The sequence below is a fragment of the Olleya marilimosa CAM030 genome (assembly GCF_000518485.1).
Lineage (GTDB): Bacteria > Bacteroidota > Bacteroidia > Flavobacteriales > Flavobacteriaceae > Olleya > Olleya marilimosa.
Map to the genome: position 1 here is coordinate 713,604 of NZ_JADR01000001.1, position 21,211 is coordinate 734,814.

Consider the following 21,211-nt stretch of genomic DNA (forward strand, 5'->3'; position numbering starts at 1 on the left):
AAATAATAAAGATGAATAGCATACCTAGCGTTAATTTAAAGGATTTTACATCTGGAGATCCTGTTAGAAAACAAAAATTTGTTGCTGAGATAGGAAAAGCCTATGAAGAAATAGGGTTTGTAGCCTTAAAAGGTCATTTTCTTGATGAAGCCTTAGTTGACGATTTATATAAAGAGATAAAAAACTTTTTTACTTTACCATTAGAAACTAAACATAAATACGAAATCCCAGGTATTGGAGGTCAACGTGGATATGTATCTTTTGGAAAAGAAAGTGCAAAAGGAAAAAAAGAAGGTGATTTAAAAGAGTTTTGGCATTTTGGACAATACGTTGAAGATGATGCTGAACGTGCTAAGGAATACCCTGAAAACGTTACTGTTAATGAGTTAGAGCATTTTAATGAAGTTGGTAAAAAAGCGTATCAAAAACTAGAAGAAACTGCTAAATACGTGTTGCGTGCTTTAGCTTTATACTTAGGTTTAGAAGAAACGTATTTTGATAATTACATCCACAACGGAAACTCAATTTTACGTCCTATCCACTATCCTCCTATTACGCAAGAGCCTGATAATGCTGTACGTGCTGCTGCACATGGTGATATTAATTTAATCACTTTATTAATGGGTGCACAAGGTCGTGGATTACAAGTTCAAAATCATAATGGCGATTGGATTGATGCTATTGCAGAGCCAGACGAATTAATGATTAATGTGGGAGACATGTTATCAAGACATACCAACAACAAATTAAAATCCACAATACATAGAGTTATTAATCCACCTAGAGAACTTTGGGGAACATCACGTTATTCTATTCCTTTTTTCATGCATCCAATTAGCGAAATGAAACTAAATGTTTTAGATAGTTGTGTAGATAAGGATAACCCAAAACAATTTGAAGATATTACTGCTGGAGAGTTTTTAGACGAGCGTTTAAGAGAACTTGGGCTTAAAAAATAAGTTTTTAGTTACAGACTTTAGTTGACATAGTTTAACTAAAGTCTGTTATCTTAAAGCGGAATACTACTATAATGGATTTAAAAGATCAATTAAAAAATCTTTTTCCAGATCACAAACCTGAAACTGTTGAACAACAAGACAAAACAAGTGATATCTGGCTACAAGATGACCCAATACTTTGTAAATACGAAAAACGTAAAGGTAAACCTATTACTATTATAGAAGGTTATACTGGTGCAACTGAAGATTTTAAACTTTTGGCTAAAGAACTAAAACAAACCCTTAGTGTTGGTGGAAGTTTTAAAGACAATAAGATTATTATACAAGGTGATTATCGTGATAAAATAATGGCTATTCTTAAAGACAAGGGTTTTAACGTTAAACGTGTTGGAGGTTAACAATGAGTCAAACTAGTCTGCATATTACCAATGGATCTAACGTTACAGATTACCTTAAAAAATTAAAATTTGAAGGTGAAATGCTAACCTGGCATGAAATGTTGTGTGAAGGTCCAACAGTTAAAGAAATTGATACGCCTAAGTTTTTTAAAATAAGAAAAACATTTTTAGAAAATGCTTATGATGTCGAATATGACGTGGATAGCATTACAACGGAGTATAACAAACTAAATGATGTCTCTAACTACAACCAAATTATTTTATGGTTTGAATACGACCTTTTTTGCCACATTAACCTAATAGCAGCTATTAGCTTAATTAAACAAAAAGGAATAAAACTACCTTTATATTTAGTTTGTAGCGGACGTATTGAAGGCGAAAAAGACTTAAAAGCACTTGCGCAATTATCTGAAAAACAACTATTAAAAGAGTTTGAAAACAAAATCAAACTAAACGTTGATGATATTGCTACTGCACAAAAAGCTTGGCGAATCTATTGTGAAGAAGACCACAATTTATTAAAAGAATTAATTGTAAGACCTTCTAATTTTAAATATTTAAGCAACTGTTTGAAAGCACACTTACGTCGTTTTCCAGATACTAGAAGTGGTTTAAATACTTTAGAGTTTAATACTTTAAAATTAATTAAAGAATACAAAATTAAATCACGCCATCACCTACTTGGATACTGTTTACATTATCAAGGTTATTATGGTTTTGGAGATTTACAATTAGAACGCATGATTGATAGGTTACACCTATTTTATGACGAAACTGAAGATACTTTGACGCTTAACAGAAATGGACATTTAGCTTTAGAACATCAAAAAAGTTTCTTTAAGATTATTGATACTAATTTTAGATTTGGAGGCGTAAATAAAGCGGATTATCAGTACAATAAAAAAGAAAATAAATTAATACATACCATATAAATGGCTATACAAGAATCAGAATTAATTTTAAATCCTGATGGTAGTGTTTACCATCTTAATTTAAAACCAGAACATATTGCAGATACAATTATTACCGTTGGTGATCCTGATCGTGTTTCTGGAGTAACAAAATACTTTGATTCGGTTGAGTTTACAACTCATAAAAGAGAGTTTCATACCCAAACGGGAGTCTATAAAGGCAAACGTATTACAGTTATATCTACAGGCATTGGAACAGATAATATAGATATTGTGTTTAATGAGTTAGATGCCTTAGTAAACATTGATTTAAAAACCAGAACCATAAATAAAACGCATAAGTCGTTAGATATTATTCGTATTGGTACTTCTGGATCTATCCAAAAAGAAATAGGTATTGACACGTTTTTAATAAGCGAAAAAGCTTGTGGATTTGATAGTTTACTTCACTTTTATAATAGTAAACACATCCAACAGACAGACGTTGCAGAGGCTTTAGTAGCACATACAAATTGGTCTTCGGACAAATCAAAACCTTATGTTGTCACAGCAGATAAAGATTTAGCTGCAAAGCTAGAATCTGACCAAACCACTAAAGGTTTTACAGCAACAAATGTAGGGTTTTATGGACCACAAGGTCGTGTGTTAAGGTTGTCTATTCAGGATAACGATTTAAACGATAAACTAGCCAGCTTTAGTTTTAACGGTCAACCTATTACTAATCTAGAAATGGAAACCGCAGGAATTTATGGTTTATCTAAATTATTAGGTCATCGTGCAGTATCTATGAATGCTATTATAGCCAATCGTGCAACCGGAGAATTTAGTCAAGATCCTAAAAAAGTAGTAGATCAATTAATTACGTATACGTTAGACAAAATAGTTAGTTAAGATGAAGCAGATTAATATTGGTGGTGTCCCAGAACATTTTAACCTAGCTTGGTATTTAGGATTAAAAAATGGCGAGTTTAAAGAAGAAGGTATCAACTTACGTTGGAAAGACTATTTTGGTGGTACAGGTGCTATGTGCAAAGGATTAAGAGATGGTGATATAGACATGGCTGTGATCCTAACAGAAGGTATTATTAAAGATATTATTGATGGTAATAAATCTAAAATTGTTCAAGTATTTGTAAAAACACCATTAATATGGGGAATTCATGTGGCTGCAAAGTCACAATACAATACCATTGAAGATTTAAAAGGAACTAAAGCTGCTATTAGTAGATATGGTTCTGGATCGCATTTAATGGCTTACATTAATGCAGAAAATAACGGTTGGGATTTAGAAAAAGATTTAGATTTTGAAGTTATAAAAAATTTAGATGGTGCTGTTGAAGGCTTAACCCAAGGAAAAGCGGACTACTTTATGTGGGAAAAATTTACCACAAAACCATTAGTAGATAATGGTACATTTAGACGCGTGGACAATTGTCCTTCACCTTGGCCTTGTTTTGTTATAGCTGTAAGAGAAGAGTTTTTAAAAACCAATAAAGACGACGTTAAAGCTATTTTAAACATTGTTAATGCCACAACCCAAGAGTTTAAAGACATACCAAGTATTGACCGTATGATTGCTAATCGTTACGAGCAAGAATTGGAAGATGTGCAGGAATGGCTTGGTTTAACCGAGTGGTCTCAAGACAATATTTCTGAAAAAACCGTCCAAAAAGTACAAGACGAATTATTTGCATTAAACATTATTCCTGAAAAATGGAAGTATGAAGATTTAGTTGCCGATGTATAAACAATAAAAAACGCCTCACTAAAAATGAGGCATTTTTATTTGTATTATATATACTAGTATAATCACTCACAACTCCTCGCTTTAACTACAAAAGATAATTTTATAAAATGAGAACGTTTAACATAAAACGTAAAGCAGTTTTAAAAATCTACCAGTTTATTAAATCCAATCCATTTGATGTTAATAAGCTATTAGTCTGACTAAAATGTTTATTTCCAAACCAATATCCACGATTAGCACTTAAAGGCGAAGGATGTCCAGAGGTTAATATATGGTGTTTTGTACCATCTATTAACTTCGATTTTTTCTTTGCAAATCCTCCCCAAAGCAAAAACACCACATTTTCTTTTTGATTGCTAATAGTTTTAATTACTGCATCTGTAAAGGTTTCCCAACCTTTATTTTGATGACTGCCTGCTTCATGTGCTCTAACGGTTAAAGTAGCATTTAGTAAAAAAACGCCTTGTTTAGCCCAATGCTCTAAATTTCCGCTTGACGGATAAGGTGTATTTAAATCCGTTTCAATTTCTTTAAAAATGTTTATTAAAGATGGAGGATGTTTTACACCATCATTAACACTAAAAGATAATCCATTGGCTTGATTGTAATTGTGGTAAGGATCTTGACCAATAATCACGACTTTTAAAGCCTCTAAAGTACAGGTGTTAAAAGCATTAAATATTAAATTTTCTGGCGGAAAACAAGTTTCTGTTTTATATTGATTGTCCACATATTGAGTTAAATCTTTAAAATAAGGTTTATCAAATTCGGTTTGTAAATATTTTTTCCAACTTTCATGGATAGTGACGTTCATATCTTGTTTATTTTTGCTGCAATGTGCTTTAAATGGTATGCTAAAAATAATACTATCTTTAATAACACTAAACCAATATTTAAAATATTAAATAACCCTCTAAAACTCAACTTTTAGTAATATTGAAAACTATTTAATTTATATAAAATAGCATTTGATTATCAAAAAGCTGAATACATCATACATGAAAACACTTAAATTTCCTTCTGCTCAAACCATTTTACTAATTATTGCAGGATTAGTGACATTGCTAACTTGGTTAGTTCCTGCTGGTAAATATCAAACTTTAGGTTACGATAAAACAGCTAATCAATTTACAAGAGTTAGTTTGGAGGAATCTGTTACCTTACCTGCAACTCAGGAAACGTTGGAGACTTTAAATATTAAAATCCCATTAGAAAAATTCACTTCTGGAGATATTTACAAACCTATTAATATACCAAATACCTATCAACAATTAGAAGCTAAACCACAAGGTTTTTTTGATTTTGTTAAATCACCTGTTAAAGGTATTATAGAGGCTTCCGATATTATTTTTCTAGTCTTAATTATTGGAGGATTAATTGGTATTATTAATAGTACAGGTGCTTTTGATGCTGGTATTGGATGGTTAGCTAACGCTTTAAAAGGTCGCGAGTTTATCCTGATTATACTTGTTACTGTGTTGGTAGCTGCTGGTGGAACAACGTTTGGTTTTGCTGAAGAGACTATTGCCTTCTTCCCTATTCTAATTCCTGTGTTTTTGGCAGCAAAATATGACGCAATGGTTGGTATTGCGTGTATTTTTTTAGGAAGCTCGATTGGTACTATGTGCTCCACAATTAATCCGTTTAGTACTATTATTGCTAGTGATTCGGCTGGAATTAGTTGGACCACAGGATTATGGATTCGTCTTTTTATGTTGTTTGCCTGTCTGACTATTGCTTTAATTTATATTATTAGATATGGTAAGCGTGTACAAAAAGATCCTACAAAATCTATTATTTATGACCAACAACAGCAAATTGCTGCTTTATTTACACAAAACAACTCAAAAACAGTAACCTTTACAACACGTCTAAGGTTATCCTTAATTGTATTTGCACTTTGCTTTATTATCATGATTTATGGTGTTGTCGCTTTAGAGTGGTGGTTTGTGGAGATGACTTCTACCTTTTTAGTTGGTAGTATTTTAATTGGTATTATCGCGAATATTAAAGAAGCAGATTTTATAGACACCTTTGTAAAAGGTGCAGGAGATTTATTAGGTGTGGCTTTAATTATTGGTATTGCACGTGGTGTAACCGTTATTATGGCAGATGGCTTAATTAGTGATACCTTATTACATTATGCTAGCGGAATGACACAAGGTATGAATAAAGGTGTTTTTGCTAGTGCCTTAACTGCTATTTACGCTGGTTTATCCTTTTTTATACCAAGTAGCTCTGGTATGGCAGTATTAACTATGCCAATCATGTCACCTTTAGCAGATAGTGTTGGTATTGGTAGAGAGGTTGTGGTTAACGCGTATCAATTTGGTATGGGATTATTTTATTTTATCAACCCAACAGGTTTAATTTTAGCCTCTTTAGCAGTGGTTAAAGTTGGATTTAATAAATGGCTAAAATTTGTAATGCCATTATTTATTATGCTAATTATATTTACTTTAGTTGTCATGACAGTGACTAGTTACATGTAAACGTAACCTATCAGATATTACTAATTATCTGTTTTAAATCAGATATTACCAATTATCGTATTATTAGCAGATATATTTGTATATCGTCTTAAAAACAGATATCTTTATAAAAATTAATAGTACTATGATTGCAGTTTTAACAGGAGACATCATTAATTCAAGACAAGGTAATGTCTTACAATGGTTGGATACTTTAAAAAACATCCTAAACCAATATGGACAAGAGCCACACGATTGGGAAATTTTTAGAGGAGACAGTTTTCAATTAGTTACCACACCACAACGTGCTTTATTAGCTGCAATACATATAAAAGCAGCCATAAAAGAAAGCAAATTATACGATGTCAGAATCGCAATTGGTTTAGGCAAGCAAACCCATAAGGCTAAAAAAATTGCCGAATCCAATGGTCCTGCTTACATAAACTCTGGATTAGCTTTTGAAAACTTAAAAAAGCACACACTAGCCATTAACGCTAACCAACCAGATTGGGACCAACCCTTAAATATCATGCTAAACTTAGCCTTATTAACCGCAAATAATTGGAGCAGTACAGTCGCTAAAGTTATTGTAACGGTTTTAGAGCATCCTACAAAAAACCAAAACGAAATAGCAACACTATTAGGTAAATCCCAAAGTAATATCAGCGAAGCCCTAAAACGAGGTGGCTATGACGAGGTCATGCAACTAAACAACTACTACCAACAACAACTACAAAAACTATGATGTTATTAGTCCTTAAGCTAGTTTTAGCACACGCAATTGGCGATTTTGTCCTGCAACCAGACCAATGGGTAAAAGACAAAACCATAAAAAAACACAAGTCCAAATACCTATATTTTCATGTGCTAATACACGCCTTAGCATTACTAATATTACTACAATTTAATACCAACTATTGGATAGGAATAGTCAGCATAGTCGTCTCTCATTACATAATAGATGTCATCAAACTTAATCTAACCAAAAAAATAAACCCAAGACTACTATTTATATTAGATCAAATTGCACACCTTATAGTCATTGCAATAGTAGCCATAACTTACACGCAATATAGCTTTGACATCAACACATTATACTCTAAAAACGTCTTAGCATTACTACTATCCCTAATAGCTATAACTAGTATTGCATCCGTAATCATGCGCTTAGTCATGAGCAAATGGATCCTGGACGAGGACGATGCAAACGACTCTTTAGAAAAAGCAGGAAAATACATTGGTATACTAGAGCGATTATTTGTATTTGGCTTTATAATCATCAATCAATGGAGTGCCATAGGACTATTAATTGCAGCAAAATCCGTGTTTAGATTTGGCGATTTATCCAAAGCCAAAGACCGTAAATTAACCGAATATATTTTAATAGGTACACTACTTAGTTTTGGAATAGCCATAAGCGTTGGACTACTCTACAATTTTATAATAGCCTAACCACAAGTTAATAGTATAACGCTTTCGCGGAAATAAAGCCATAAGCCACTTACCTAGTACCGAAACTATTAAACCAAACCTAAACAGTTTACATTATAGCAACAGCTATAACCACTTTAACAAAAAGCACAAACCCTTAGTTTGTGCTTTTAATGTTTATAACATTTAATATGATTACGGAATACCGTAAAAATACCACCAAAACTTATTTTACATTTACAACACAACCGAAACTAAAAATACGTAGTTGTACGTATTGCAAGCTAAATTAGATACTTGTAGCTTCGTTAAGATGATTAAAGAACTAATCATGCTTTTGAAAAATTCCGTTTTGAGAGATATGAAATACTTTAGTTGTTATTATTAAGTAATACAAATCTTAAAAAATTACTGTTTTATAAATTAATGGAAATAAAATTAAAAAATTGCAACAATATTGAGAGTGGAAAAATAGAAATTTCTAAATACAAATTAAATATAAAATTTGGAATCAATGGTACAGGAAAAAGCACAATTACACGTGCAATAAAATATAGTGTAGAATCACCTGATTCATTGAAAGAATTAATACCTTTTAAGTTTAGAAATGAAGAAAACGAAATAGTTCCGGAAGTAGAAAGTAGTGAAGAAATTAAAAGTGTACTTATATTCAATGAAGAGTATTTAAATCAATTTCTGTTTAAAGAAGATGAATTAATTACAAATAGTTACCAAATTTTTATTGAAACACCTGAATTTAAAAATTACACAAATCAAATTGACCAGCAACTTTCTGAAATCAAAAATGTATTTTCAGAAAATAAGGAATTAGATAAAATTATAACTGATTTTGAAAGTTTATCGAAAAGTTTTACCACGACTCAAACTGGGCTATCTAAATCTTCAGCACTTTATAAAGGATTAAAAGAGGGTAATAAAATTGAACATATTCCTACAGAGCTAAATGGATACAAAAAATTAATTCAAAATAAAAGTTGTATAACTTGGTTAGATTGGCAAAGTAAAGGTGAGCAATTTCTTGAAATATCTGACGATTGTCCTTATTGCACTTCTTCTACTTTAGAAAATAAAGAAACGATAAAATCAGTTTCAACTTTCTATAATAAAAGTGTAATAAAGAACTTTAATGTAATAATTGAAGCATTGAAAAATCTTGGTGAATATTTTTCAGAAGATGCGAATACAATGTTAAAAAGCATAACAGAAAAAAAAACTGGGTTAGAAGATTCTGAAATGAATTATATCGTTGTTGTCAAACAACAAATAGACGATTTATTATTAAAATTAAAATCATTAAAAAACATTTCCCCTTTAAGTTTTAGTGAAGACAAAAAAGTAGAAGAAAAATTAAATGATTTAAAAATTCAAGTTAATTTATTCGACAGATTAAAAGCGAATAAAACTATTGAAATAATAACCTCGTTAAATTCTTCACTTAATACTGTATTAGAAAAAGTTGGAATATTACAAGGAGAGATTAACAAACAAAAAAATCTTGTTAAAAAATTAATTCAAAAACACAGAGATAGTATAAACTCTTTCTTAATAAATGCAGGATATAAATATACTGTTGAAATTGAAAATAATATTTCAAATGATTACAAATTACTATTAAAACATATTGAATCAGCAGATATAATTAATGGAGGAAAACAATATTTAAGTTTCGGTGAAAAAAATGCTTTTTCACTCGTGCTTTTTATGTACGAAGCATTACATAAACAACCAGAGTTAATTATTTTAGACGACCCTATTTCTTCATTTGATAAGAGTAAAAAATACGCTATTATGCATATGTTGTTTAGAGGAGATAGTAAAGATTGTTTCTTAAATAAAACAGTATTGATGCTAACTCACGACCTTGACCCAGTTATAGATACTGTGAAAGTTTTAAAAGAATTTAATAACATTTCGGAATCAAACTTCATTTCTACTAAAAATGGACAACTTAATGAAATTAGAATAAGAAGGAACAATTTATCTTCATTTGCTCAAATTTGTAAAAAAGCAATAGAATCAGACATAGACGATTTAATTAAACTAATCTATTTAAGACGTCATTTTGAGATTATAGATGATTTAGGTAACGAATATCAAGTGTTATCAAATTTATTCCACAAGAGAAATAAAGAAGATTGCAAAGACCATAGAAAAGAAAGAAGAAATGATTCTCTTTCTGAAATCGATTTCAATTTAGGAGAAGTAAAAATAAAAGAATCTATACCAACTTTTGAATATAGTACATTAATAAACTCTCTAAATAGTCTTTCCTTTTTAAAGAACCTATATTTAAATTCCGAAAATAATTATACTAAACTAAATGTATTTAGACTAATTTATGAAGAGGATATTCAAAAAATACCGAGTGTATTAAGAAAGTTCATCAATGAAACATTTCACATAGAAAACGAATTAATTTGTCAACTTGATCCAAATGATTATGATTTAATTCCTGATTTTATAGTTGAAGAATGTAATAAATATGTTCAGGAAAAATAAAACCTAAACTGTAAAAATTTATTAATTTTTAATAATTACATAATACTAAAATCTACCATTTCAAAATTGCCCCAACCGTAGTTTACCAAATTTCTAAACAAGCATCAATTTTAATTTGCTTAATTTAGTTGCCTAGCCAATAGTAACACTGTTGATATTCATTTTGATAAAATATGCAAAAAATCATTTTTATAGTACTATTTATAATAACATCAAGTTGTTTTAGTCAAGAGTTAAACTGTTCGGAATTTATATACGGAACATTTACCTATACTGATCCAGATTACGCAGACTTACTAACCATCAGGAAAGACTCTATACAAATAGACACTTACCCAAAATTAAATTTAGAAATGACAAGCACTGTGACTTGGCTTTCAGATTGTAAATACCAAATGGTTTACACTAAAGTTAACGATCCTAAAATGGAACCTATTATTGGTGTCAAATATGTTATAGAAATTATTGAGATTAACGACAATAAAATAATGTGTCAAACCGACTCTGGAGATGTTATTGTAAAACAAGAAATGATTAAATTAAAATAGTAACCTTTGTTTGTAAAATGACCAAAAAAAACATCCTTCAAAATCCGACAAAAGCAAACTTGATAGTATTTACTTTATTATGGATGGTATCTGTTGTTTTAATTATATTAAGCGTTACAGACTTATTTACACAAACTGTTTTTCAAAAAAGATATATACCTGTTTTTATAATAGTTTTAGCGTTATCTAGAGTAATAGCTAAACTGTATTTTAATTACTTTAAAAACAAATAGAAATTGCTTGAGGTCATTTTAGAGTTTAAAACATAAATATTCATAAACTAAAAACCCTTTAATCTACACAATACAACAACCCAATGTTTATAGATCAAGAACAAATTTTTAAAGACGTACTTTCTAAATTAGAAGGTAAAATTAACGAACAAAGTTTTTTTAATAAGTTCTTGGAGTTATATCCTGACGTTTGGAAAAAACATAAAACAAACTATTCAAAATTTAACCGAAGTAAACAATTTGGACAAACCATTCCGTTACCAAAACCTGAAGTTTCCTTGCGTAAAGCCATTAGATTGTGGTTACAAAAACAATAATATTGTCAGTACGACTTAATAATACCAATAACCATAGTCAAACCACAAACTTTGTAAGTAAAATATAAAATACCAACGCAATTCCGTAAATTTGTAATGCTAAAAAAAGAATAATTAACGATTATTAAAGGTTTTCTGTTGTCACAGAAAATAAAATAGATGATAAACATTCACGAAAAAACATTACAAGATTTAGAGTTTTCTACGGTTTTAGAGCAAGTAAGCGAGTATTGCGTCACTGCTTTAGGTAACCAAAAAGCACTAAGCATTTTACCATATAAAGATAAAGAGACACTACTTAACGCGTTACAGTTAACTAACGAGTATCTGTCGTCTTATTACAACGATAATCGCATACCAAATCATGGTTTTGACACCATTACTAAAGAGTTGCAATTATTAAAAATAGAAAATACGTATCTAGAAACCCACAGTCTTAAAAAACTAGTGTCTATATCCTTAACTGCTAACGATATTGTCAAATTTTTAAAAAAGTTTGACACCTATTATCCAGGTTTACATCAATACAGCACCCAAATTGAAGTCACCACTGCTATTATTGAAAAGGTGGATAGCGTTGTGGATCGTTTTGGAGACGTAAAGGATAACGCTTCGGCTTTATTACAAAACATTAGACAACAAATAAATAAGTTAAAAGGTAAAATTAACTCTAGCTTTACCTCTGCCTTAAACCAATATCACAATCTAGAATATCTAGATGATATTAGAGAGTCTGTGGTGGACAACAAACGCGTACTAGCAGTAAAAGCTATGTATAGACGTAAAGTTAAAGGTGCCATTATGGGTGGAAGTAAAACAGGAAGTATTGTTTATATCGAGCCTGAAACAACGTTACAACACACCAGAGAACTTAATAATTTAGAATACGAAGAAAGCGAAGAAGTTGTACGTATCCTAAAAGAAGTGACTAATTACATTCGTCATTACTTACCGTTATTAGAGTTATATCAAATCTTTTTAACAGAAGTGGATGTGATTTCCGCGAAAGCGAAATACGCCAAATCCATGAACGCTATTTTACCAGAAATAAGCGAAGACAGAGAGTTATACTTACGTGATGCCTACCATCCATTACTCTATTTAAATAATTTAGAGAAAAAAGAAACTACGTTTCCGCAGACCATTGGACTAAAAGAAGACAGTAGGATTATTGTGATTTCGGGACCAAATGCTGGTGGTAAATCCATAACATTAAAAACTGTTGGTTTACTACAAGTCATGTTACAATCCGGTTTTTTAATCCCTGTGCACGAGCGAAGCAAAGCCTTTTTATTTGATCGTATTGTTAGCGATATTGGAGATAATCAATCCATCGAGAATCATTTAAGTACCTATAGTTACCGTTTAAAACAAATGAATTATTTCTTGAAGAAAATCAACAAGAATACATTGTTTTTAATTGACGAATTTGGTACTGGATCTGATCCAGAATTAGGAGGTGCTTTAGCTGAAACTTTTCTGGAAGAATTTTATGCTAGAAAAGCCTACGGAATTATTACCACACATTACGCTAACCTAAAAATGTTGGCTAATGAAAAGGAAGAAATGATAAACGCCAACATGATGTTTGACGAGCGTACCTTGGAACCAATGTACAAATTAGCATTAGGTCAAGCAGGTAGTAGTTTTACGTTTGAAGTTGCACAAAAAAATGGAATTCCGTATAGCTTAATTAATCGTTCTAAAAAGAAGATTGAACGCAGTAAAGTCCGTTTTGATGCCACGATAGCGAAATTACAAAAACAACGTGCTAAGCTTGAAAAAACAAGCGAATCGCTAAAGGTTAACGAAAAGAAAAAGCAAACTGAAGCTGATAAATTAGAGGAAATCAATGCTAAGATTCAGAAAAAACTAGAAAACTATCAAGAGTTATATGACAGTAATCAACGACTGATTTATTTAGGTCAGAAAATGAATGATATAGCGGAGAAGTTTTTTAACGATAAGAAGAAAAAAGAGTTAATGTCAGAGTTGTTTAGATTAGTACAAATTGAAAACTCTAAGCGCAAAAAAGTTACTGCAAAGCAAGCTAAAGCTGAAAAAGCTAAAGAGAAGCAAATCAAACAAGAAGCAGAAAAAAAGGTTGAAGTCATTCGTAAAAAGAAGAAAGACGCTAAAGAAAAAGAGAAAAACAAACCTGTTGCACCAAAAGCAATCTTAAAAGTTGGAGATCGCGTTAGGATGAATGATGGTCGTGCTGTTGGTACTATTGATAAGTTTGAAAAAGGCAAGGCAATTGTTAACTATGGTATGTTTACCACTAACGTCAACGTCGATGTATTGGAGCTTGTTGAAGCTGTTAAAAAGAAATAAAAATAAGTAACAAAATGCTCCACAACGTCACTTCATGTGATGTGTGAGGCACGGGTAAATTGTATCGAGAAGTTTATAAAGTAAAACTCTACAACGTCACTTCGAGTGGTTTGTGAGGCACGAGCAAATTGTATCGAGAAGTTTATAAAGTAAAACTCCCCAACGTCACTTCAAGTGGTTTGTGTGGCACGAACAAATTGTATCGAGAAGCCTATAAAATAAGTTATATACTAAAAAGTCATTAATTTCATATATTTAAAAATGAAATTATCCTATGTCTATATATTAAAATGTTCGGATAACACCTATTATACAGGAGTTACATCAAATCTTAGTAATCGATTAATTGAACATCAAGAAGGTAAACACCTTAAAAGTTACACCTATTCTAGACGACCCATTGAGTTAAAATTTTATGCCGAATTTACCGATATCAACGTTGCTATTGCTACTGAGAAACAAATAAAAAAATGGTCAAAATCAAAAAAACTAGCATTAATTAATAATGATTTTGATAAGCTACCTAATTTAGCTAAGAAAATTTTTAAATGAAATTTTAGCAGTAACGTATAATGTTCTCGATACACTTCTCCTATGTCGAAGCACTCGAACTGACGTGATGTGATTACTCAAATGCTAAAGTAATTAATCTAAGTGTAATTGATAATTCATTACACTATAACGTCACTTCGAGTGGTTTGTGAGGCACGAGCAAATTGTATCGAGAAGCGCATGAAATAAATAAACTACAAAGTAAAAGTTCTCGATACACGTCTCCAAAATCAAAGCACTCGAACTGACGTAATGTTATTACTCAAATGTTACTACTTACCAAACAGTTTATACATAACCCAAGCAGGTCCAACTAATAAAAACTGTAAATCATCAATAAAACTAGGTTTTTGACCCTCTACTTTATGACCATAAAACTGACCAATCCAAGCTACAATAAATAACACTAAAGAGAAATAAACTAAAGAAACATATTGCGCAATAACATAGTTAAGTACAAGACAAAAAGCAGAAAACAATAACATTTGTATCCCAACTTTTACAGACAGTCTAAAATAAAATAACACCAAGGTTAAAACTAGTAAAACAAAAGCCCAATTAGCAATTATGGGATGAGGTAAAATCGAGTTTAAAACACCACTAGGTATTGACATAAACAAACCAACAACGCTAAAAAATATAGCTGGCACACATATGTAATGAATAGAAATATTGGTTGGATTTTGATGACTGACCGCATAACTATCAAACCACTGTTGTAAAGTTCTCATATTATTGATTTTTGTAAATATATTAATTTATTTTTGTGATATGCAAAATTTACCAAACGACAAATCACTTATACTTTTTGATGGTGTGTGCAACCTTTGCAACACATCTGTCCAATTTGTTATAAAACACGATACTAAAAATAAGTATCTATTTGCACCTTTACAAAGTAATATTGGACAAGCAATTATCCAAAAATATAACTTGGATACTAGCAAAACGGACTCCATACTACTCTACTCCAATACTAAAGGCTTAAAGGCTAAATCTACTGCAGCTTTAATTATAGCTGCTAACTTAGGGTTTCCAACAAATATGTTAGGTATCTTTTTAATAGTGCCTACTTTTATTAGAAATTGGGTTTATGACTTTGTAGCTAAAAACCGTTACAAATGGTATGGCAAAAAGGAGGCGTGTATGATACCTACACCAGAACTAAAAGCTAAATTTTTAGATTAATAGGCTTTAACTCATCCAAAAGGATGGTTCCCTCGATAAAAGCATCACTTTACTCAATTATAATTTTATAACACTAGTTAGTGTTTTAACTTTGAGTATGAGGTTGGTTATAGCCTCAAAGCAATTAGGTTAGCTCAAGCCTTGCTTCTGTTAGTAGGGAATAGATTGAGTTTTAGTTTAAGGAATGTCTACCCTTAAATTAGCAGAGTGCTATACTTAGGACAATTAATTGCTTTGAGGCTTTTTATTTAAGTACAAAGCTTAATTAAAAGTTGGTTAACTAAGCTTTCAATATCTTTTTTAATAAATTATAAGCAGCTTTCTCCATTTGATCCATTTCACCATCTGCAAAAGCCATAAGCTTTATATCTGCAAATAGGTCTGCAAAATCATTACGATAATAATCATGAGATTTAACTGCTTCAATAATATTTTGAATACTTTGATAGTCGTTATCTTCTTCAAATTTTTCGTGCACACGATTATAAACGTCCTTATTAACTCTAGAAAGAATGTACTCTTTTTCTTTTTTAGTTTCGTCTAAATCAGAATGTGCTATAAAAATTAAAATATAAGCTAATAATTCGTCCTTAGACCATGTGTTTGGTTGATTCATTTTTAATGATTTTAAAGTTCCGTATTCCGTCCACGATCCATCGTAAACACTATTATTATAACCTATAATTGTTGCTGCCAAGCTTAAAATAGATGCTGTTATACCAGAACCACAACTAAAGACCAAGTGTTGATTTTCTTTTAAAATAGTACTAAATATTAACTGTAAATCTTCTTTAGACTTTAATTTATTACCATCTAAAATAGCTTCATGAGGTAAATTTATAGAATTTGGTATCGTTCCTGATCGTAATCCAGCTCTAGGCTCGGCAACTTTACTAGTAAATCTATCTTTTGATCTAGCATCTATAATAGCAAAATCAGGATCTTTACTAATGGCTTCAAGCGACTCAAAATAGACTACATTACTTGGATTATATTTTGTAGTAAAATTATCTGGTTTATAGTCTAAATTATGTGTTTTTTCTGTTTTATAACCTTGTGCTTCCCATTCTGGCAAACCACCATCTAAAACTGCAACATTATTATGTCCAAACGTTTTAAGTAACCACCAAGCACGTGGACTAGAATAAATTCCTAAAGCATCATAAACAACAATATAACTATCGTTATTAATCCCTAAACGTTGTGCTTCTGTTTCAAACTGTACTTCTGAAGGTATGGTATTAGGAAACCTTGCATTAACGTCACTAAAAGCATTTTTTATATCAAAAAATCGCGCATTAGGAATTTGGTTAATATTTGCTTCTGAAGATGTACCTCCTACTTTGGAAATAGTTGCATCTAGTATAATCAGTTTTGCATGATTACAATTAGCTTTTAACCAATCTACCGAAACTAAATTACCAAATCCTTCCATAATTAATATTTATTTAGGTTTGCTCCTCCTTTTGATTGTAATAAAACTAAAGGTTTATTTCACATTTTCATAATTATCATCCCATTCTTTAGCCTTAGGATTATCATGTAGCTTACCTAAAGATTTAGCAACTAGCATGGACACTGTAGCATCACCTGTAACATTAACTACAGTTCTGCACATATCTAATGGTCTGTCTACAGCAAAGATTAAGGCTAATCCAATAGGCAATAACTCTGCTGGAAAACCAATAGCTTCTAATACAATAACTAACATAACCATACCAGCACTTGGTACTGCAGCACTACCTATTGAAGCTAATAAAGCAGTACCTACAATAACTAATTGATTTGTAAAAGTTAACCCTTCTGGCCAAATAACTTGCATAATAAATACAGCAGCAATACCTTGGTATAAACTTGTACCATCCATATTAACCGTTGCTCCAACAGGTAAAACAAATCCTGCTACCTCTTTATCTACTCCTAAATGTTCTTCTACACGCTCCATAGTTACTGGTAATGTTGCAGCACTGCTTGATGTAGAAAATGCCAATAATTGTGCTGGACTAAATTGTTTTAAAAACCATAGAGGTGATTTTTTAGTAACCACTTTAACTAACATTAAATAAAAGCAAATCATTAAAAATAAACCAAATACTACACAAGCTGCATAACCTAACAATTTAACTAATATGGTAGTATCATCAAAAGCGATAATAACGTTTGCCATTAGTGCAAATACAGCGTATGGCGCAAATAACATAATTAAGTCAACCATTTTCATAACTACTTCATTTAAAGAATCAAAGAAGTCTATTAATGGTTTGGCTTTTTTCTCCGGAATTAATAGTAAGCATATACCCACAAATAAGGCAAAGAAAATAACTTGTAACATAGCTGGCTCAGCAAACGAATTAAATATATTACTAGGAAAAATATCTACTAATGGTTGCAATGGACCAGCTTCTTTAGTCACTTTTGCCTTACCAATCATAACATCTGCATTACCTTGGTATGCTGTTTTAATGTTCTCGATTGTGTCTTGAGGCATTCCTGTACCTGGTTTAACAATATTTACAATACTTAAACCAATAACTATAGCAATAACAGTTGTCCCAATATAAATTCCTATGGTACGTAAGCCCATAGATTTTATTTTAGAAATATCTTTTAAGTCAGAAATTCCTTTTATAAGTGATGCTAATATTAACGGAACAGCAATCAATTTTAATAAATTAATAAAAATAGTTCCAAAAGGTGCTATCCAATCTCCAACAAAACCTCTACCTCCATCAACGCTATTCATTAAAAATCCAAAAATGATACCTAATATCATTCCTATTATAATTTTCCAGTGTAATGCAAGTTTTTTCATATCTATTGGTTGTATTTCCTTTTAAAAAGTACTGTTTTAAGTTATTAAATTGGTTTTTCTTCCTATTATTTTATGTCTCCAAACTTCGTAAAGATGACACGTTGTATGTTCTTGATTTGGATTATCTAAAGGTAATTGTGTTTGTATTGTTTTAGCTTGATTATAATCTGTTATTAAACCATAATTATTTAAATCTGAAGGTGAAAATGTAGTATCAAACCCTCCTGCATTAGTTAAAGCACTTGTATCTCCTGTTACGTCAATTAAATCATAACCTACAAAATCAAAATGAGTTGCTAAATCGGCTTTGTTCTTGTTTGGCTGTTTAACAATAGCTAACAAATTAAAGTGCTGTAATTGTTTAACTTTATCTAACACGTAATCTAAATCATTAAAATAAAACATAACCATGCCTTGATCTGTAATAATATGATCCCAATCCTCAACCGAGTCTAAATCAGGCATAAAAGCCAACCTATTTAAGTTACCATCTAAAGATACTAATTCTGTTAGATGTGTCAAATCAGAATACGCCATAAAATCTACCCAACTAAAACCTGTTTTGCTATCAGGATCAAAGGTGTTTAAAGCAGTATAATAAATTTGAGTGTTCATTTAAATTAATACAATAATTTATATAAAGTTACAGATTTTGATTTTTAAGAGTAGGTTTTGTTTATTAATAAATAATCTGCTAATACTAATGCAGCCATAGCTTCTACAATAGGTACAGCTCTTGGCACCACACAAGGATCGTGTCTTCCTTTTCCTTGCATTTCTACTATTTCACCAGCTCTATTAATGGTTTCATATTTTTGAATTAAAGTTGCTACAGGTTTAAATGCAACTCTAAAATAAATATCCATTCCGTTACTAATACCACCTTGTATTCCACCAGATAGGTTGGTTTTTGTGCTTCCGTCAATATTAAATAAATCGTTATGCTCGCTACCTTTCATTTTAGCACCACAAAATCCGCTACCAAATTCAAAGCCTTTTACAGCATTAATGGATAACATTGCTTTGCCTAATTCGGCATGCAATTTATCAAAAACAGGCTCACCTAAGCCTATAGGCACATTTTGAAGCACACATGTTACAGTACCTCCAATGGTATCACCTTCCTTACGTATGTCTTTAATACGTGTTATCATTTTTTCAGCTATAGCTGAATCTGGACAACGCACATCATTACTTTCAATTTTAGAAAAATCTAAATCTTGATAGGGTTTGTCTATAAAAATATCTCCAACTGAAGATGTAAAGGCATTAATTTTTACGTTTTTTAATACTTGTTTGGCTATTGCACCTGCAACGACACGACTAGCGGTTTCTCTGGCAGAACTACGACCTCCTCCTCTATAATCTCTTAAACCATATTTTTTTTCGTAGACGTAATCTGCGTGACTAGGTCTATAACTATCTTTAATGTGCGAATAGTCATGAGATTTTTGATTAGAGTTTTCTATTACAAATCCAATTGGCGTACCTGTTGTAACACCTTCAAAAATTCCGGATAAAAATTTAACTTCATCTGGCTCTTTACGTTGTGTAACAATATTGGATTGACCTGGTTTACGTCTATTCATTTCTACTTGAATAGCTTCCAAATCCAGTTCTATTCCTGGAGGACATCCATCAATAATTCCACCAATAGCCACACCATGAGATTCTCCAAAAGTGGTAAGTTTAAATAAGTTTCCGAAGCTATTACCTGCCATAAATAAATTAATTTACGCTAATGTAATCATAAATAATAGTCAAACAAAACCCTAGTAATTTCAACTTGAAAAAATTGGTAATGTTAACTTAACAATTAGCTTATAATTAGATAATTATGCAATAATGTTTGATTAACAATAGAATTTAATATTTGTATCGTAATTAAGAAATGATACTCTATTGAAATTAAAACGAAAGGTTGAGGTTGTAGTAATATCTGACGTGCATTTAGGTACTTATGGCTGTCATGCCAAACAATTGCTAACCTATTTAAGTAGCGTAGACCCTAAACATTTAATATTAAATGGTGACATAATTGATGTTTGGCAGTTTAGCAAGCGATACTTCCCTAAGTCACACATGCAAGTTATAAAAAAGATTGTATCCTTAGCTGCAAAAGGCACTAAAGTGACGTATATTACTGGTAATCATGACGAAATGCTTAGGAAATTTACAGATTCTGAGATTGGTAACATATCCATAGTTAACAAACTAGTTTTGGATTTAGATGGTAAAAAGGCATGGTTTTTTCATGGTGATGTTTTTGACGCTTCCATACAAAGTGCCAAATGGTTAGCCAAATTAGGTGCTTATGGTTACGACCTATTAATTTTAATAAATAAAGTTATTAATTGGATATTAGTAACCTTAGGAAAAGAGCGTTATTCGTTATCTAAAAAAATAAAAAACAGTGTCAAAGGTGCTGTTCGCTTTATTAGTAATTTTGAAAAGACCGCAACAGATTTAGCTATAGAAAATGGCTATGACTATGTTATTTGTGGTCATATCCACCAACCAAAAAATGAAATAGTTGAAACAAAAAAAGGAACCACAAATTACTTAAACTCTGGAGATTGGGTAGAAAATTTTACCGCTTTAGAATATCAATTTAAACGTTGGAAACTATATAGATACAGTGAAGATAAGTTGTCTGCTTTTTTTGCTGATGAAGAGATTAAGGATATGTCTGAGCAAGAGTTAATTGCTGCAATAACAATAATGAAACCCTTAAAAAAATCTAAATAGGCAGTAATTTTGGTGTTTGTTATAGTTTGTGTTAATTTGTTA

General features: G+C 31.1%; 22 protein-coding genes. 16 read left to right on the forward strand and 6 right to left on the reverse strand.

Going from position 1 to position 21,211, the window contains the following annotated elements; translation table 11 throughout:
- Positions 1-11 precede the first annotated feature (11 nt).
- From M890_RS0103470 to M890_RS0103490, 5 genes are all read left to right on the forward strand, one after another.
- Positions 12-959, forward strand: a complete 948-nt coding sequence (locus tag M890_RS0103470) for an isopenicillin N synthase family dioxygenase (RefSeq protein ID WP_028282191.1) — start codon at positions 12-14, stop codon at positions 957-959.
- A gap of 71 nt (positions 960-1,030) precedes the next feature.
- Positions 1,031-1,357 (forward strand): translation initiation factor, encoded by a 327-nt coding sequence (locus M890_RS0103475; protein WP_028282192.1) that lies wholly within the window; start codon positions 1,031-1,033, stop codon positions 1,355-1,357.
- A 2-nt stretch (positions 1,358-1,359) separates the two neighbouring features.
- Positions 1,360-2,289: a DUF1835 domain-containing protein gene (locus M890_RS0103480; protein ID WP_028282193.1), complete on the forward strand. Its 930-nt coding sequence runs from the start codon at positions 1,360-1,362 to the stop codon at positions 2,287-2,289.
- Positions 2,290-3,159, forward strand: coding sequence for a nucleoside phosphorylase (locus tag M890_RS0103485; RefSeq protein ID WP_028282194.1), 870 nt, complete (start codon positions 2,290-2,292; stop codon positions 3,157-3,159). It begins immediately after the preceding gene.
- A gap of 1 nt (position 3,160) precedes the next feature.
- Positions 3,161-4,015: a substrate-binding domain-containing protein gene (locus tag M890_RS0103490; protein ID WP_028282195.1), complete on the forward strand. Its 855-nt coding sequence runs from the start codon at positions 3,161-3,163 to the stop codon at positions 4,013-4,015.
- Between the two features lie 148 nt (positions 4,016-4,163).
- On the opposite strand, the gene ung is transcribed toward M890_RS0103490, so the two are convergent.
- Positions 4,164-4,829 (reverse strand): uracil-DNA glycosylase, encoded by a 666-nt coding sequence (ung, locus tag M890_RS0103495; RefSeq protein ID WP_028282196.1) that lies wholly within the window; start codon positions 4,827-4,829, stop codon positions 4,164-4,166.
- A 184-nt stretch (positions 4,830-5,013) separates the two neighbouring features.
- Between ung and M890_RS0103505 the strand changes: the two genes are divergently transcribed.
- The 9 genes from M890_RS0103505 (at position 5,014) to M890_RS0103545 (ending at position 14,421) form a co-directional block, all read left to right on the forward strand.
- Complete coding sequence (locus M890_RS0103505; RefSeq protein WP_028282197.1) at positions 5,014-6,507, forward strand: YfcC family protein; 1,494 nt, start codon at positions 5,014-5,016, stop codon at positions 6,505-6,507.
- Between the two features lie 124 nt (positions 6,508-6,631).
- Complete coding sequence (locus tag M890_RS0103510) at positions 6,632-7,231, forward strand: SatD family protein (RefSeq protein WP_028282198.1); 600 nt, start codon at positions 6,632-6,634, stop codon at positions 7,229-7,231.
- Positions 7,228-7,938: a DUF3307 domain-containing protein gene (locus M890_RS0103515; RefSeq protein ID WP_028282199.1), complete on the forward strand. Its 711-nt coding sequence runs from the start codon at positions 7,228-7,230 to the stop codon at positions 7,936-7,938. The genes M890_RS0103510 and M890_RS0103515 overlap by 4 nt, the downstream gene beginning before the upstream one ends.
- Before the next feature lie 405 nt (positions 7,939-8,343).
- Positions 8,344-10,437, forward strand: a complete 2,094-nt coding sequence (locus M890_RS0103520; protein ID WP_028282200.1) for an AAA family ATPase — start codon at positions 8,344-8,346, stop codon at positions 10,435-10,437.
- A gap of 173 nt (positions 10,438-10,610) precedes the next feature.
- Positions 10,611-10,985: a hypothetical protein gene (locus tag M890_RS0103525; RefSeq protein WP_028282201.1), complete on the forward strand. Its 375-nt coding sequence runs from the start codon at positions 10,611-10,613 to the stop codon at positions 10,983-10,985.
- 17 nt (positions 10,986-11,002) lie between these two features.
- Positions 11,003-11,218 carry a hypothetical protein gene (locus tag M890_RS0103530; protein WP_028282202.1) on the forward strand — a complete coding sequence of 72 codons (216 nt, stop codon included), beginning with the start codon at positions 11,003-11,005 and terminating at the stop codon, positions 11,216-11,218.
- Positions 11,219-11,301: 83 nt separating this feature from the next.
- Positions 11,302-11,535 carry a hypothetical protein gene (locus tag M890_RS0103535; protein ID WP_028282203.1) on the forward strand — a complete coding sequence of 78 codons (234 nt, stop codon included), beginning with the start codon at positions 11,302-11,304 and terminating at the stop codon, positions 11,533-11,535.
- 159 nt (positions 11,536-11,694) lie between these two features.
- A complete protein-coding gene (locus tag M890_RS0103540) occupies positions 11,695-13,869 on the forward strand; it encodes an endonuclease MutS2 (protein WP_028282204.1) in 2,175 nt (724 codons plus the stop codon).
- A 261-nt stretch (positions 13,870-14,130) separates the two neighbouring features.
- Positions 14,131-14,421, forward strand: coding sequence for a GIY-YIG nuclease family protein (locus tag M890_RS0103545; RefSeq protein ID WP_028282205.1), 291 nt, complete (start codon positions 14,131-14,133; stop codon positions 14,419-14,421).
- Between the two features lie 272 nt (positions 14,422-14,693).
- Here the strand turns inward: M890_RS0103545 and M890_RS0103550 are convergent, their stop codons facing one another.
- A complete protein-coding gene (locus M890_RS0103550) occupies positions 14,694-15,152 on the reverse strand; it encodes an Mpo1 family 2-hydroxy fatty acid dioxygenase (protein WP_028282206.1) in 459 nt (152 codons plus the stop codon).
- A gap of 40 nt (positions 15,153-15,192) precedes the next feature.
- Here M890_RS0103550 and M890_RS0103555 point away from each other — a divergent pair, with 40 nt between their 5' ends.
- Positions 15,193-15,609, forward strand: coding sequence for a thiol-disulfide oxidoreductase DCC family protein (locus tag M890_RS0103555; RefSeq protein WP_028282207.1), 417 nt, complete (start codon positions 15,193-15,195; stop codon positions 15,607-15,609).
- 280 nt (positions 15,610-15,889) lie between these two features.
- On the opposite strand, the gene M890_RS15705 is transcribed toward M890_RS0103555, so the two are convergent.
- From M890_RS15705 to aroC, 4 genes are read right to left on the reverse strand one after another with little or no spacing between them, the layout of a single operon-like run.
- Positions 15,890-17,044, reverse strand: a complete 1,155-nt coding sequence (locus M890_RS15705; protein WP_084553544.1) for a rhodanese-like domain-containing protein — start codon at positions 17,042-17,044, stop codon at positions 15,890-15,892.
- A 54-nt stretch (positions 17,045-17,098) separates the two neighbouring features.
- Entirely contained in the window at positions 17,099-18,421 is a 1,323-nt protein-coding gene (locus tag M890_RS0103565; protein WP_028282208.1) for a dicarboxylate/amino acid:cation symporter, read from the reverse strand.
- Between the two features lie 36 nt (positions 18,422-18,457).
- Positions 18,458-19,036 carry a hypothetical protein gene (locus M890_RS0103570; protein ID WP_028282209.1) on the reverse strand — a complete coding sequence of 193 codons (579 nt, stop codon included), beginning with the start codon at positions 19,034-19,036 and terminating at the stop codon, positions 18,458-18,460.
- Positions 19,037-19,080: 44 nt separating this feature from the next.
- Positions 19,081-20,142: a chorismate synthase gene (aroC, locus tag M890_RS0103575; RefSeq protein WP_028282210.1), complete on the reverse strand. Its 1,062-nt coding sequence runs from the start codon at positions 20,140-20,142 to the stop codon at positions 19,081-19,083.
- Between the two features lie 181 nt (positions 20,143-20,323).
- Here aroC and M890_RS0103580 point away from each other — a divergent pair, with 181 nt between their 5' ends.
- Positions 20,324-21,169: a UDP-2,3-diacylglucosamine diphosphatase gene (locus M890_RS0103580; RefSeq protein WP_028282211.1), complete on the forward strand. Its 846-nt coding sequence runs from the start codon at positions 20,324-20,326 to the stop codon at positions 21,167-21,169.
- Positions 21,170-21,211 lie beyond the last annotated feature (42 nt).